Annotated in this window: 12 protein-coding genes; 4 read left to right on the forward strand and 8 right to left on the reverse strand. The window is 71.9% G+C overall.

Annotation, left to right across the window (positions count from 1 at the left end):
• Positions 1–240: 240 nt before the first annotated feature.
• Positions 241–882, forward strand: a complete 642-nt coding sequence (locus DEI91_RS06335; protein WP_111051476.1) for a hypothetical protein — start codon at positions 241–243, stop codon at positions 880–882.
• Positions 883–1,003: 121 nt separating this feature from the next.
• On the opposite strand, the gene DEI91_RS06340 is transcribed toward DEI91_RS06335, so the two are convergent.
• Positions 1,004–2,260 carry a multidrug effflux MFS transporter gene (locus DEI91_RS06340; RefSeq protein WP_111051477.1) on the reverse strand — a complete coding sequence of 419 codons (1,257 nt, stop codon included), beginning with the start codon at positions 2,258–2,260 and terminating at the stop codon, positions 1,004–1,006.
• 286 nt (positions 2,261–2,546) lie between these two features.
• Here DEI91_RS06340 and DEI91_RS06345 point away from each other — a divergent pair, with 286 nt between their 5' ends.
• A complete protein-coding gene (locus DEI91_RS06345) occupies positions 2,547–3,128 on the forward strand; it encodes a TetR/AcrR family transcriptional regulator (RefSeq protein WP_111051478.1) in 582 nt (193 codons plus the stop codon).
• Between the two features lie 69 nt (positions 3,129–3,197).
• Here DEI91_RS06345 and DEI91_RS06350 read toward each other — a convergent pair whose 3' ends face one another.
• From DEI91_RS06350 to DEI91_RS06370, 5 genes are all read right to left on the reverse strand, one after another.
• Positions 3,198–3,788, reverse strand: coding sequence for a substrate-binding domain-containing protein (locus DEI91_RS06350; RefSeq protein ID WP_181439509.1), 591 nt, complete (start codon positions 3,786–3,788; stop codon positions 3,198–3,200).
• Positions 3,789–3,816: 28 nt separating this feature from the next.
• Positions 3,817–5,202 (reverse strand): MFS transporter, encoded by a 1,386-nt coding sequence (locus DEI91_RS06355; RefSeq protein WP_111051480.1) that lies wholly within the window; start codon positions 5,200–5,202, stop codon positions 3,817–3,819.
• A gap of 172 nt (positions 5,203–5,374) precedes the next feature.
• Entirely contained in the window at positions 5,375–6,520 is a 1,146-nt protein-coding gene (locus DEI91_RS06360) for a cystathionine gamma-synthase (RefSeq protein WP_111051481.1), read from the reverse strand.
• 73 nt (positions 6,521–6,593) lie between these two features.
• On the reverse strand, positions 6,594–7,958 hold the full coding sequence (locus tag DEI91_RS06365) for a cystathionine beta-synthase (protein WP_111051482.1): 1,365 nt from the start codon (positions 7,956–7,958) through the stop codon (positions 6,594–6,596).
• 105 nt (positions 7,959–8,063) lie between these two features.
• Positions 8,064–9,956, reverse strand: a complete 1,893-nt coding sequence (locus DEI91_RS06370; protein ID WP_111051483.1) for an ABC transporter ATP-binding protein — start codon at positions 9,954–9,956, stop codon at positions 8,064–8,066.
• Between the two features lie 210 nt (positions 9,957–10,166).
• On the opposite strand from DEI91_RS06370, the gene DEI91_RS06375 reads away from it, so the two are divergent.
• Both DEI91_RS06375 and DEI91_RS06380 read left to right on the forward strand, forming a co-directional pair.
• Positions 10,167–11,579, forward strand: a complete 1,413-nt coding sequence (locus DEI91_RS06375; protein ID WP_111051484.1) for an APC family permease — start codon at positions 10,167–10,169, stop codon at positions 11,577–11,579.
• 203 nt (positions 11,580–11,782) lie between these two features.
• Positions 11,783–12,709, forward strand: a complete 927-nt coding sequence (locus DEI91_RS06380; protein WP_146244224.1) for a hypothetical protein — start codon at positions 11,783–11,785, stop codon at positions 12,707–12,709.
• Positions 12,710–12,871: 162 nt separating this feature from the next.
• Here the strand turns inward: DEI91_RS06380 and rplL are convergent, their stop codons facing one another.
• Together rplL and rplJ are read right to left on the reverse strand one after the other, a co-directional pair.
• Positions 12,872–13,255: a 50S ribosomal protein L7/L12 gene (gene rplL, locus DEI91_RS06385; protein ID WP_110824614.1), complete on the reverse strand. Its 384-nt coding sequence runs from the start codon at positions 13,253–13,255 to the stop codon at positions 12,872–12,874.
• A gap of 54 nt (positions 13,256–13,309) precedes the next feature.
• Positions 13,310–13,825: a 50S ribosomal protein L10 gene (gene rplJ / locus DEI91_RS06390; protein ID WP_111051486.1), complete on the reverse strand. Its 516-nt coding sequence runs from the start codon at positions 13,823–13,825 to the stop codon at positions 13,310–13,312.
• Between the last annotated feature and the right edge of the window lie 204 nt (positions 13,826–14,029).

Raw genomic sequence — 14,029 nt, forward strand, 5'->3', positions numbered from 1 at the left:
CGGCGTCCGACGCATCGGCCTCGTTGGTCCCCCACCCTGCGGACGTTTCCGCACCCCGTCTCCACCGGACCCTCCGGAAAGCGGGAGGCAACCTGTCCCCGCACCGACCGCTCCCCTATGCTGACCGGACGAGCGCGCCGGAGGGACCCGACGCACTCGACCAGCATCGGACGGCAGGGGCGCCGTCGCGGGCCCGGCGCTCCGCCGCGCCCGTGCACTCCGGGGAAGAGGAGACCTGCCGTGGGGGACACGACAGCGCGAGCGACACCGCTCGACACGAGCACGGCCGAAGAACTCGTCGGACCGCGGGCGGCCCTCGTCCGCTCGACCGGTCTGAGCATCGGGTTCTCCGCCCTGCCGATCGCCGTCGCGGTCGTCTGGTCGGCCGTCCCGACCGGGCTCGGGCTGCTGGTCGCCGCGGTCGTGCTCCTGCTCGCCGCGACGGTCCTCGCCGCGTACCTGCGACTCCGCACCGCCTTCGTCGCGGTGCACCCGGACAGCATCACGATCCGCGGCGTCCTCACCGGGACCCGGACGTTCGCCCGCCCACGGGTGCACCGACTGCTGCTCGTCACCCGGCACGGCGCGTCCACCGAACGGGCGAGCCGGGACGTCGTCGCGCTGGACGCCGCGGGCGAGGCGCTGTTCCGCATCCGCGGTGACGTGTGGGGCGACGACGGCGTCGAACGACTGGTCGACCGGCTCGACCTCCGGACCGACCGGCTCGACGGCTCGATGTCGACACGGGAGTTCGCGCGTCGCTGGCCCCGACTCCGCCACTGGTACGAGCGACCGGCGGCGATGCTCCTCGTCGGCGGGGCCGCCGTGCTGGCCGTGGGCGGACTCCTCGTCGCCGAGACGGTCGGCTTCGTCCGCCGGTGACGGCTGAGCCGCCCCGCGCGTCAGTGCGTGACGGCCGAGCGAGCCGCCCCGCGCGTCAGCGCGTGACGGCTGAGCCCGCCCCCGGACGGCAGTGCGAGAAGGCCGGAACCGCCCCCGCACGTCAGTGCGTGAGGGCCGGGACCGTCTTCGGCCGCACGACGAACCACAGCACGAGGATCGCGACGAACGCGGTCGTCCCCATCACCATGGCCATCGGCGTGGCGGTGGAGATGCCGAGCAGGCCCACGACCGGCGAGATGATCCCGGCGACTCCGAAGTTGAGCGCCCCGAGCAGCGATGCCGCGGTGCCGGCCTCCTTGCCGTGCGACGCGAGACCGATCACCTGCACGAGCGGGAACGAGAACCCGCAGGCCGCGATGTAGAACCACAGCGGGACGAGCACCCCGACGAGCCCCGCACCGAGCTGGTCGAGCACGACGATCGCCAGCGCGGCCAGGAACAGCGTGGCGGTCGAGCAGGCGAGGATCCACTGCGGTCCGACGCGCTGTGCGAGCCGCGACGAGATCTGCACGCCGAGGACGACCCCGACGGAGTTGACCGCGAAGAGGAGGCCGTACTGCTGGGCGTCGAGACCGAAGACGCCCTGGAACAGGAACGGCGACGCGCTGAGGTACGAGAACAACCCGCTGAACACCATCGCGCCGATGAGCGCGACGCCGACGAAGATGCGGTCGGAGAACAGGGCGCGGTACCGCTGCCCGATGGTCGAGTGCCCGGCCTCCTGTCGGCGTTCCTTCGGCAGCGTCTCGACGATGAGCAGGATCGAGGCGATGACGACCGCGAGGCCGTAGCAGGCGAGGAACACGAAGATGCCGCGCCACGGGAAGAACCGGAGCATCTGCGAGCCGATGAGCGGCGCGAGGATCGGGGCCAGCCCGTTCACCATCGCCAGGCGGGACAGCATCCGGACGAGCGGCTTGCCGCCGAACAGGTCGCGGACCGTCGCCATCGCGACGACACCACCGGCCGCGGCGCCCATGCCCTGCAGGACGCGGAACAGCGCGAGGACCTCGACGTTCGGCGCCAGGGCGGCGCAGACCGAGGCGGTGACGTGCAGGCTCGTCGCGATGATGAGCGGGAGACGGCGGCCGACCTTGTCACTCCACGGCCCGACCAGCAGCTGCCCGATCGCGAAGCCGATCGTGGTCGCGGTGAGCGTGAGCTGCACCGCGCCCGCCGAGATGCCGAGGTCCCGCTCGAGCGACGGGAACGCCGGCAGGTACAGGTCGATCGTGAAGGGTCCGAGCGCCGTCAGCGCGCCGAGCACGAAGACGTAGACGAGCCGCTGCGCGCGGGTGAGCGAGTCACCCGGGTGCAGGACGATCCTGAGTGAGCCGGTGGTCGCAGGCGCGGACACGACGAGGTCCTCCGAAGGGCAGAAGTGGGGTGGGATCGGCCGCTCGAATCGATTCGGTCCGTTCCACCATGGTACGGGTCTGCCCGACGGGACGACAACCGCGGCCCCCGCGCTCCGCGCGCACCGGACGCTCGGGCGGCACGCCGGTCCCGGTCGCCGGCCTGGAGGCCCGTCCTCCCCGCGCAGGCCGGTGCGGCGGACCGGTGACCCCGCCCGGCGGTGCGGTACCGTCGGACTGCCGACCGAGACGGGACGGCAGCACCGCGAACGAGATGGGAGGAGCGTCATGGTGGACGCTCGGATCCTGCACACCACGGCCGCCCTCCGGGAGGCCGTGCTCCGTCTCGCCGCCGACCGACCGGTGTCGCAGCTCACGGTGTCGGACGTCACCCGCGCCGCCGGCATCAACCGCGCGACGTTCTACTCGCACGCCGTCTCCCCCGGGTCGCTGCTCGCGGACGTGCTCACGCCCGAACTCGACCGCATCCGCGCCGACGACGCCGAGGCGCACCGTCTCGCCGTCGAGCGGGGCGCCGGACCGGACGAGCTGGCGACCATCACCCGCCGCGGCATCGAGGCCGTCATCGACCACGTCACGACGCACCGGGACATCTACGCCCGCGCGCTCCCCGATCCGGACGACGCCTCCCTGCACCGCCTGCTGGTGGAGCACTTCACCGTCTCGAGCGCCCTGCACATCCGCGAACTCGACCCCGCGGTGAAGCCGGAGATCATCGACGCGGTCGCGGCGGGCTTCGTCGCACAGGGGTTCGTCGGCGCGATCGAGGCGTGGCTCGCCGGTCCGCGGCACTCCCGGAAGGCCCTCGTCGAGACGATCACGCGGTCGTTCCCGGCCTGGTGGCGCTGAGCCGCACCGGCGTTCCGGGCCGGCCACGGGCCTCCCGGCCGCACCGCGTGGGCGGGCCCGTCCGCTGCGCTACTGCGCGGGGTCCTCGCCGTCCCGCGGCTCCTCGCCGCGCTGCAGTGACGACACCATGTCGACGCTCCGGCTGACGAGGTCGGCGTCCGAGTCCGTGCCGTCGACGCGGTAGTCCGACGCGAGTCCGTCGTTGCCGCCCCCCGACGACGGCAGGGCACCGCCGAGGGCCACGACCACGACGCCCGCGTCGTGTGCGTCCCGGAGCTCCGCCCGGAGCGCGTCGGGGTCGGCGGCCCGCACGAGGAGCGCCTTCGCGCCGGTCCGGACCAGGTCGTGCACGGCCGAGCGCTGCCGGGCGGGCTGGTCGGCCCCGGCGACCCGGACGTCGGGGCGGAAGCCGGCCTCGGTGAGTTCCTCGCGGAACCGGGTGGCCAACGAGCGGCCGTCGCCGGAGTCGGTCGGCGTCGCCGCGTCAGCCGTCAGCACGACCCCGATCACCGCGTCCTCGGCGAAGCCGCCGTCCGAGCTCGTCAGGTCCGTGCTGCGCACCGGCGTCGGGGCCGTCGTCGTCGTCGCGGTGCACCCCGTGAGCACGAGGCCACCGACCGCCAGCGATGCGGTCAGCGCGACTGCGGCGGTGCGGCGCACGGGTCCTCCTCGGTCCGGGTCTGCCAGGCTACCCGTCGGACGCGGGCGGTGCCGGGACCGGACCGAGGCGACGCACCGCGACGAGCCCGACGAGGCTGATCACCGTCATCGCGGTGAACACGAGCGCGAAGGCCGTCGGCTCCTCCCGACCGCCGGCGGTCGTGAAGAGCAGCCCGGCCACGGCCAACCCGACGACGCTGCCCGACGCGTCGGCGATCGTCAGCGCCGAACTCGCGAAGCCGTCGTCGCCCTCGCGCGAGAACCGGAGGGTGAGCATCGACGTCCGCGGGTACGCCACCCCCATCCCCGCGCCGCCGACGAACCACCCGGCGACGAGCACCCACACCGGCAGGTCGACGAGGGCGACCGCGAGCGCGGACAGCAGGCTCACCAGGACGAGCGCGAGCCCGGCCCCGAACGCCCGCGTCGCCGGCAGGCGTTCCTCACCCAGGCGGCCGTGCAACCAGCTCGCGCCGGCCCAGCTCAGCGCGGCCACCGTGAGGGCCAGGCCGGCAGTCGAGGGTTCCAGGCCGTGCTGCGCCTGGAGCAGGAAGGGCACGTACGCCTCGCTGCCGAAGAAGCCCGCGGCCAGGACGCCGCGGAGGAGCACCACCGACGGCAGGCCGGCACCGCCCGTGAAGGTCCGCCGGGGCAGGAGCGGCCGGAGCGCCACCCAGGCACCGGACAACCCGACACCGACGGCCGCGAACCGGACCATCACGGGCAGGTCGGGAGCGAGGTTGAGCAGCAGCACGGCGGCGGACGCGCCTCCGGACCAGGCGATGCGCCGACCCTGCCAGGGCGGCCGGGCCTCCGGTGCGGGCGGACGCAGGTGCCGCAGCGTCGGGACCAGACAGGCGAACGCGACGACGGCGATCCCGAGGGCACCGGCGAAGACCCAGTGCCAGCCGACGGCGTCGGTCACGACGCCGGCGACGGCCGGGCCGATGAGGGCCGGCACGACCCAGGCGGCCGCGAACCCGGCGAAGACCGAACCGTGCAGGTCGGCCGGGAAGACCCGGGCGACGAGGACGTAGAGCACGACGTCGATCGCGCCGGCGCCGAACCCCTCGACGAGCCGTCCGGCCAGGAAGACCGGCATCGTCGGGGCGAGCATGACGACCGCGGTGCCGATCGCGAAGAGGGACGCGGACACCCATGCGACGACCCGTCCGCCGGCCCGGTCCGTCCAGTTCCCGGCGAGCACCATGCCCGGCACGCCCGCGGCGAGGGGCGCGGCGAAACTCAGGGAGTACAGCGTCTCGCCGTGCAGGTCCGCGGAGATGACCGGCATGATCGTCGTCATCGCCAGGTTCTGGAACGCGGACACCGCGACGATCGCGACCATCCCGACCGTCGCCACGAGGTACCGCGGCGCGAACACGCCCACCCGGGTCGCCGTCGTCGAGGTCACCCGGTCATCGTAGGACGCCGGGCTCACGGGCGCCGGGCCCCGCCGGGACCGCGGGAGCGCGGCGTCCGTGCCAGCGCGGACCCGGTGCCGAGTGAGCCCGGTGTGCGTGCGGTAGCGGTCCCGGGGCCGAGGGAGCCCGGCGTGCGTGCCGGAGCGGTGCCGGGGCTCCGGGTCAGCGGTCGAGCGCCTGCTGCACGTCCGCGACGAGGTCCCCGGCGTCCTCGATGCCGACCGACAGTCGGACGACGTTCTCGGGCACCGCGAGCTCGGTGCCCTTCACCGACGCGTGCGTCATCTCGCTCGGGTACCCGATGAGCGACTCCACACCGCCGAGCGACTCCGCCAGGGCGAACAGCTCCGTGGACTCCGCGAAGCGCTTGGCCGCCTCGGGGCCACCGGTGAGCGCCACCGAGAGCATCCCGCCGAACCCGCGCATCTGCTTCGCGGCGACGTCGTGCCCCGGGTGCTCGGGCAGGCCCGGGTAGTACACGTGCTCCACCGCGGGGTGCCCGAGCAGCGCCTCGGCGACCGCCTGCGCGTTCGAGGAGTGGCGCTCCATCCGGACGCTGAGCGTCTTGATGCCGCGGATGGTCAGCCAGGCGTCGAACGGCGACGAGATCGCGCCGCCGCCGAACTGCACGAACTGCACCGCGTCGGCCAGTTCCTGGTCACGCAGCACCACCGCGCCGCCGACCACGTCGGAGTGTCCCCCGAGGTACTTCGTCGTCGAGTACACGACCACGTCGGCGCCGAGCGACAGCGGCTGCTGCAACGCGGGCGAGGCGAAGGTGTTGTCCACGACGACGAGTGCACCGGCGTCGTGTCCGATCTCCGCGAGGGTCTCGATGTCCGCGATCTTCATGAGCGGGTTCGTCGGCGTCTCGACCCACAGCACGGTCTTCGCGGGGCTGTCGGCGAGCGCGGCGCGCACCCGGTCCGGCTCGCTCATCTCGACGGTGACGAGGTCGATCCCCCACGGCACGTGCAGCCGGTTCGCCAGGCGGTGCGTGCCGCCGTAGACGTCGTTGCCCATCACGATCCGGGCGCCCGGCTCCAGGTACGCGCGGAGGAGGGCGTCCTCGCCGGCGAGCCCGGAGGAGAACGACAACGCGGCGACGCCGCCGTCCAGGTCGGCCAGCAGCGTCTGCAGCGAGTCGCGCGTCGGGTTGCCGGAGCGGGAGTACTCGTACCCGCCGCGGAGGCCGCCGATCCCGTCCTGCACGTAGGTCGACGTCAGGAACAGCGGCGGGATGACGGCGCCGGTGGCGGCGTCGGGCTCCTGGCCGGCGTGGATGGCGCGGGTGCTGAACTCGGTCATGTCGCGGGTGCCCCTTCCTGGAGGCTCGGTGCGGTCTGGGTGGGTCGTCTCGCCGCGGCGGGGCTGCCCGCCGTCACTCGGAGAGGTAGGTGAGCAGGTCGTGACGTGTGAGCACCGTGACCGGCTTGCCGTCGCCGACGACGAGCAGGGCGTCCGCGGATTCGAGGGCCCGGCGTGCGGCCGACACGGACTCCCCGATCCCGATGAGGGGCAGCGGGTCGCCGACGAACGGGGTGAGCGCGTCGGCCATCTGCGCGGCACCCGTGAACACGTGCTCGAGCAGCGCCTTCTCCTCGACGGCCCCGACGACCTCCCCCATGACGACCGGCGGCTCGGCGCTGAGCACCGGCATCTGCGAGACGCCGTACTTCGTCATGATGTCGACGACGTCGCGGACGGTGTCCGACGGGTGGGCGTGCACGAGGTCCGGCAGGCGTCCGTCCTTGCCCGCGATGAGGTCGCCGACACTCCGCTCGTCCTCGGTCTCCGCGAAGCCGTAGGAGCGCATCCAGCGGTCGTTGAAGATCTTGCCGAGGTAGCCGCGTCCGCCGTCGGGCAGCAGGACCACCACGACGTCGTCCTCGGTCAGGTCCGCGGCGGCCCGGAGCGCGGCGACGACGGCCATGCCGCTCGAGCCGCCGACGAGCAGGCCCTCCTCGCGCGCCAGGCGGCGGGTCATCGCGAACGAGTCCGCGTCGGAGACGGCGATGATCTCGTCCGGGACGCCCGCGTCGTAGGCGGCGGGCCAGAAGTCCTCACCGACTCCCTCGACCAGGTACGGACGTCCGGTCCCACCGGAGTACACGGAGCCCTCGGGGTCGGCGCCGACGATGCGGACCCGTCCGTCGGACGCCTCCTTGAGGTAGCGGCCGGTACCGGAGATCGTGCCGCCGGTGCCGACGCCCGCGACGAAGTGCGTCAGGCGCCCCTCGGTGTCGCGCCAGATCTCCGGGCCCGTCGTCTCGTAGTGGCTGCGGGGGCCGTTCGGGTTCGCGTACTGGTTCGGCTTGTAGGCGCCGGGGATCTCCCGCACGAGCCGGTCGGACACCGAGTAGTAGGACTCCGGGTCGTCGGGCGCGACCGCGGTCGGCGTCACGACGATCTCGGCGCCGTAGGCCGTGAGGACGTTGCGCTTGTCCTCGCCGACCTTGTCGGGCAGCACGAAGACGCAGCGGTACCCGCGCTGCTGTGCGACGAGTGCCAGGCCGACGCCGGTGTTGCCGGAGGTGGGTTCGACGATGGTGCCGCCGGGGCGCAGCTCGCCCGACGCCTCCGCCGCGTCGAGGATCCGCGTCGCGATGCGGTCCTTGGCGGAGCCACCCGGGTTGAAGGACTCGACCTTCACCAGGACGGTCGCCCGGACCCCTTCGGTGACCCGGTTGAGCTTGACGAGCGGGGTGTCGCCGACGAGGTCGATGACGGAGTTCGCGTAACGCACCTCACGAGTGTAGGCGGGCCGCCACGATGTGCGACCTCTGGTGACGAACACCTCCGCGGTGTCAGCGCAGGGCGAACAGATCTCGCGCACTACGGCGTCGCCGGGTCACTCCCGAGCGGCCACGACGGGGTCGCTCTGCTGCTCGTGCAGGGTCGCGTAGGTGCCGCCGAGGGCGAGCAGTTCGTCGTGCGTCCCCTGCTCGACGATCTGCCCGTGGTCGACCACGAAGACGACGTCGGCGTCGCGGATCGTCGACAGGCGGTGTGCGATCGAGATCGTCGTCCGCCCCCGGGCTGCGGTGTCCAGCGCGGCCTGCACCACCCGCTCCGAGATGGAGTCGAGTGCGCTCGTCGCTTCGTCGAGCACGAGCACGGGCGGGTCCTTGAGCAGGACGCGGGCGATGGCGATGCGCTGCTTCTCGCCGCCGGACAGCCGGTAGCCGCGCTCCCCCACGATGGTGTCGTACCCGTCCGGGAACGAGGCGATCGTCTCGTGGATGTTCGCCGCACGGGCCGCACGTTCGATCTCGGCGTCGGTCGCCCCCGGCTTCGCGTAGCGGAGGTTGTCACCGATGCTCGCGTGGAACAGGTAGGTCTCCTGGCTGACGATGCCGATGTGCGCCATGAGGTCCTCGTGCACGACGTCGCGCACGTCCTGCCCCGCGAACCGGACCGAGCCGGCGGTCGCCTCGTACAGCCGCGGGACCAGGTACGAGATCGTGGTCTTGCCCGCACCGGACGGTCCGACGAAGGCCGCGAACTGTCCGGGCTGCAACTCGAACGAGACGTCGCGCAGGGTGGGCTTGTCGGCTTCGCCGTCGGGGTAGGAGAACGAGACGTGGTCGAACGCCACGTGCCCCACCCGTCGTTCGTCGACCGGCTTCGCGGTGGCCGCGTCCGTGATCGCCGGCTCCAGGTCGAAGTACTCGAAGATGCGGGCGAACAGCGCGCCCGACGTCTGCAGGTCGAGCACCACACGCAGCAGGCCCACGGTCGGGAACAGCAGCCGGGACTGCACGGTCGTGAAGGCCACGATCGTGCCGGCGGTGACCGGGACGCCGCCGATGATGAGGTACGCGGCCACGAGGTAGATGACCGCCGGGATGATCGACAGGAAGATCTGCACGATGGCGAAGAACCACTGGCCCGACATCTGCTGCCGCACCTGCAGGCCGATCTGGTTGCGGTTCTCGTCCCCGTAGCGGTGGATCTCGGCGCGCTGCTGGTTGAAGCTCTTCGCGAGCAGGATCCCCGACACACTCAGGGTCTCCTGCGTGATCGCGGTCATGTCGGACAGGGACTCCTGCGTCTGCGCCGCGATGCGGGCACGGACCTTGCCCACCTTGCGCTGCGCGATGACGAGCAGTGGCAGCAGCACCACCGCCACCAGGGTCATCTGCCAGCTCAGGAGCAGCATGGCGACGACGGCGGCGATGACCGTCACCGTGTTGCCGAGGACCGACGAGATCGTGTTGTTGAGGACGCTCGCGACCCCGCCCACGTCGTTCTGGAGACGACTCTGGATGACGCCGGTCTTCGTCCGGGTGAAGAACGCGAGCTCCATGCGCTGCAGGTGCCCGAAGAGCCGCATCCGCATCGCGCCCATGACCTTGTTGCCGACGGTGGCGGTCAGGTAGGTCTGCCAGACACCGATCCCGGCGCTCAGGACCCACAGCCCGATCATCGCGCCGACGAGTTCGGCGAGCACCGGCACGTCCGGTCCGCCACCCCCCGGGAACAGGCCGCGGTCGAACGCCTGCTGGGTCAGCAGTGGCGGGACCACCGAGAGGGCCGCCCCGACCAGGACGAGCACGACCGTCAGGACGATGGCCCGACGGTGCGGGACGAACAGTCCGGCGATGCGACGGACCAGGTGCGGGATCTGCGGCGCCTCGGCGTTCGCCGCGCGCTGCGCCTCCGGGTCACCGCTCGAGATCCGGCCACGGGGACCGCCGCCGCCACCACCCCGCATGCCGCCGCCGCCCGCGACCGCGTCCATCCGACTCATCCGAACCCTTCCCGCGCCGACCGGCGCCGTCCTCGCACGAATGTACGCCCGCGGACGGACCCGGCCCGACGCGTTCGCCGAGGGCTGTGGACGGAGGTGATCCGGGCCTCCCGTGTGGAGGGACGGATCCGCTGGGTTTGGACCCCCTCCGAGGGCCGTGGGACGATGTCGCGTCCCCCGCAAGCGCTCTCGTGAGGTCCCATGTCGTCCGCGCCGTCACTCACCCACCAGCTCCTCCGGCGCAAGCCGGTCGACCAGCTCCGCGCGGAGGCCGCCGACGGCGTCGACGGGCAGCCGCTCCGGCGCACCCTCGGGGTCTGGCACCTCACGATGATCAGCGTCGGTGCGACGCTCGGCACCGGCATCCTCGTCGTGCTCGGCACGGCCGTGCCACTCGCGGGGCCCGCCGTCTGGATCTCGTTCGTCATCGCCGGTGTCGCGGCGCTCCTGTCGGCGCTGTCCTACGCCGAGATGGCCGGCGCCGTCCCGACGTCCGGGTCGAGCTACTCCTACACCTACGCGACCATGGGCGAGGGGATCGCCTGGGTCTGCGGGTGGTGCCTGGTCCTCGAGTACGCGGTGTCGGTCGCGGCGGTCGCCGTCGGTGCCAGCGAGTACGTCGACGAGACGCTGCGGGTCTTCGGCCTGCACCTGCCCACCGTGCTGTCCGCGCCTCCCGGTGACGGCGGCCTCGTGAACCTGCCCGCGGCGGCGCTCGTCGTCATCGCGATGCTGGTCCTGCTGCCCGGGGCGAAGGAGAGCGCCTGGGTGAACACCGTCATGGTGCTCGTGAAGATCGCCCTGCTCGTGTTCTTCGTCGTGGTCGCGTTCTCTGCGTTCCGGGCCGGGAACTTCGAGCCGCTGGCACCGATGGGCGCGGCCGGCATCAGCGCTGCGGCGTCCCGGCTGTTCTTCTCGTACATCGGCTTCGACGCCGCCTCGACCGCCGGGGAGGAGGCGAAGGACCCCCGACGGGACCTGCCGCGCGCGATCATCGGGTCGATCGCCCTCATCACCGCGCTGTACATCCTGGTCGCGGTCGCCGCGATCGGTGCACGGTCCTGGACGTCGTTCTCGGCGGACGAGGCCTCGCTCGTCCGCATCGTCGTCGACGTCACCGGGCAGCCCGTCGTCGCCCTCGTGTTCTCGATCGGGGCCGTCGTCGCGATCGCGAGCGTGGTGCTCACCGTGCTGTACGGGCAGACCCGCATCCTGCTGTCGATGGCGCGGGACGGGCTCGTGCCGAAGGTGTTCGGACGGGTGTCGCCGCGGACGGGCACCCCGATCGCGAACACGCTCATCGTCGGCGTCGTCGTCACGATCGTCTCGGCGCTGGTCCCGCTCGGTGAACTCGCCGACGCCACGAGCATCGGGACGCTCATCGCCTTCGCCCTCGTGAACGTCTCGGTGATCGTGCTCCGTCGGACGCAGCCGGACCTCGACCGCTCGTACCGCGTGCCGTTCTTCCCCGTCGTGCCGGTGCTCGGCGTGCTGTTCTGCCTGTTCCTCGCCGTGACGCTCGGCGCGGGCACGTGGATCGCCTTCGGCATCTGGATGGCCGCCGGCGCGGTCCTGTACCTGGCCTACGGTCGCCGCCACAGCACGCTGGCGTAGCGCTGGCGCGCTGGCGCGCTGGCGCGCTGGCGCGCTGGCGCAGCCGAGCCTCGGCCCTGCGGACACTTCCAGCGTGAACGCAGCCCGAATGTGCCCGGCAGGGCGAGCCTCGGCACCGCACCGGCAGCTGTGGATCGTCAGGACGCTCCACAGGGCACTGTTCGGAGGCCCGAGGCGCATCCGGCAGCGCGAGTCTCGGGTCCGTGAACGCCACCGAGGAACCCACCCTGCTCCGAGCCCTCCCGACGGACCCCTCGGCCGCGAGGACACTCCGACGGCAGCGCGCCGCCGGGAGACTCGTCCGTCTCCGGCCCGGAGTGTACGTGCGGACCAGCGAGTGGGAGGCACTTCCCCCGGCCGCTCGGCACCGCATGCTCGCCCGGGCGATCATCCCGGAACTCAGGGCGAGCGACGTGTTCTCCCACATGACCGCGGCGGTCCTGTACGGTTGGCCGATGCTCGGGGCCGCGCCGGACCGCGTGCACGTGATCGACCTCGACGCCACGTCGACCACCCATCGCGAAGGCCTCGTCCGGCATGCACCGCAGCGGGCCGTTCCACTCGAGTCGACACATCGGTTCTGCGACATCAGGGTGACCAGTCCGATGGTGACGGCGGTCCTCGTCGCCACGACGTGTGTCCCGAGCACCGCCGCGGTGACGATCGACCACGGCGTCCGGAGCGGAACGGTCGATCCCGCAGAGTTCGGACGCGCCCTTCCTCCGCCGCCCGCACGGGGGTCGCGCCGGGCGCGTCTGGTCGCCGCGGCGCTCGACGCCCGGCACGAATCGGTCGGTGAGTCCTACACGGCGATCCGCCTGGTCGAACTGGGCGTCGGACCGCTCGCGCCGCAACACGAGTTCCGGTTGCCGGACGGCTCGATCCGGCGCGTCGACTTCTGGATCCCGAGCCTCGGCGTGGTGCTCGAGTTCGACGGACGACAGAAGTACGTCGACCCGACGATGCTCGCGGGCCGGGACGGGGCACAGGTCCTCTGGCAGGAGAAGATCCGTGAGGACCAGCTGCGCGCCCTCCCGCAGGTCAGGACCGTCATCCGGGTCACGTGGTGGCACCTCGCCGATCCCGAGCGCCTCCGCACGTTGTTCCGTCAGCACGGCATCACCATCTGATACCACGACGACCCGAGGCTCGGCCAGGCGGACGTCCTCGGGCAGAACGGAAGCGCGAAGTGTCCGCCCAGCCGAGGCTCGGCGCCGCCGGCGCCGCGGCCCCGCACACGACGAAGGCCGCCGCCCCGGGGGGCAGCGGCCTTCGTGACCAGACGGTCGGACTCAGACGAGCTCGACGGTGGCGCCAGCGGCCTCGAGGGCAGCCTTCGCCTTGTCGGCAGCTTCCTTGTTCGCACCCTCGAGGATCTTCGCGTCGGCGGTCTCGACGAGCGCCTTGGCCTCGCCCAGGCCGAGCGACGTGAGGCCACGGACCTCCTTGATGACCTGGATCTTCTTGTCACCGGCCGACTTGAGCACGACGTCGAACTCGGTCTTCTCCTCGACCTCCTCGGCGGGGGCAGCAGCGCCACCGGCCGCGGCGACCGCGACGGGGGCAGCAGCGGTGACCTCGAAGACCTCTTCGAACTTCTTCACGAAGTCCGAGAGCTCGATGAGCGTGAGCTCCTTGAAGGCCTCGATGAGCTCGTCCTGCGAAAGCTTCGCCATGATTTTCTCCTACTACTTACTGATGCGTGGTGTGGTTGTGGAACGCGTGCCTGGTCAGGCCGCGGACTCCTGCTTCTCGCGGAGGGCGTCCACGGTGCGGACGGCCTGCGAGAGGGGTGCCTGGAACAGGTACGCAGCACCGAACAGCGAGGCCTTGAAGGCGCCGGCGAGCTTGCCGAGCAGCACTTCACGGGACTCGAGGTCGGCGAGCTTGTCCACCTCGGTCGCGGAGAGCGGGTTACCGTCGAAGTAACCACCCTTCACCACGAGCTCGGGGTTCGCCTTGGCGAATGCACGCAGCGACTTCGCGACGGCGACGGTGTCACCGTGGACGAAGGCGAGAGCGGACGGACCGGCGAGCTCGTCGTCGAACGACGTGATGCCTGCCTCGTTGGCCGCGATCTTGGTCAGCGTGTTCTTCACCACGGCGTACGTGGCGTGCTCACGGATCGAGTTGCGGAGCTCCTTGAGCTGCGCGACCGTGAGACCGCGGTACTCGGTGAGCAGAACGGCGTTCGAGCTACGGAAGGACTCCGTGAGCTCGGCGACCGCAGCTTCCTTGTTCGCCATGGTTCTCCTTGGGGTTCTTGCTGGCAGCCCCGGGTCCCATGGCTGTGGTGAACACAACCCGCACATGAAGAAAGCTCCGGCGCACAGGCTCGGAGCTGCTCCCGCACGATGTGTGGGAGTGGTTCTGAACACCTGCGCGGGCTGCCTCGTGACGAGGACCTTCGGTCACTGTCCATGCATGAGCACGGCAGCGACGACCAGCGG

The organism is Curtobacterium sp. MCBD17_032 (assembly GCF_003234855.1).
In the GTDB taxonomy this organism is placed as follows: domain Bacteria; phylum Actinomycetota; class Actinomycetes; order Actinomycetales; family Microbacteriaceae; genus Curtobacterium.

What these genes read in the sequence shown, in the direction of transcription:
- DEI91_RS06345 (WP_111051478.1), top strand. Translation starts at nt 2,547, where the DNA reads ATGGTGGACGCTCGGATCCTGCACACCACGGCCGCCCTCCGGGAGGCC.
- DEI91_RS06360 (WP_111051481.1), bottom strand. Translation starts at nt 6,520, where the DNA reads ATGACCGAGTTCAGCACCCGCGCCATCCACGCCGGCCAGGAGCCCGAC.
- DEI91_RS06370 (WP_111051483.1), bottom strand. Translation starts at nt 9,956, where the DNA reads ATGGACGCGGTCGCGGGCGGCGGCGGCATGCGGGGTGGTGGCGGCGGC.
- DEI91_RS06375 (WP_111051484.1), top strand. Translation starts at nt 10,167, where the DNA reads ATGTCGTCCGCGCCGTCACTCACCCACCAGCTCCTCCGGCGCAAGCCG.
- rplL (WP_110824614.1), bottom strand. Translation starts at nt 13,255, where the DNA reads ATGGCGAAGCTTTCGCAGGACGAGCTCATCGAGGCCTTCAAGGAGCTC.
- rplJ (WP_111051486.1), bottom strand. Translation starts at nt 13,825, where the DNA reads ATGGCGAACAAGGAAGCTGCGGTCGCCGAGCTCACGGAGTCCTTCCGT.